This window comes from Wenyingzhuangia sp. 2_MG-2023 (assembly GCF_030548295.1).
In the GTDB taxonomy this organism is placed as follows: Bacteria; Bacteroidota; Bacteroidia; order Flavobacteriales; family Flavobacteriaceae; genus Wenyingzhuangia.
Genome location: NZ_JAUOSB010000175.1, coordinates 1 through 241 on the forward strand (window position 1 = coordinate 1; position 241 = coordinate 241).

Genomic DNA, 241 nt, shown 5'->3' on the forward strand with positions numbered 1-241 from the left:
CATTAGAATTGAATGATTTTGGAACTGCTGCAGCGAAATTTCAATTGCCTATGAACGGGTTGACAGGAGTTTACCGCTTTAGAGTTTTTATGGGTAATAAAAGTCTGAATGTGTATTCTGGGACTATATTTGTAGAAGAATACAAACGACCTAAGTTTGAAACTAGTTTTGAGTATGTAAAAGGAGTGTGTAAAATAAATGATAGTGTTTCTGTAAAAGGAACAGCAAAGGCTTTGGCAGG

General features: G+C 35.3%; 1 protein-coding gene. It reads left to right on the forward strand.

Features of this window, described 5'->3' with window-relative positions:
- The coding region (locus Q4548_RS16985; RefSeq protein WP_303457264.1) for a hypothetical protein at positions 1 to 241 on the forward strand (241 nt) is incomplete at both ends.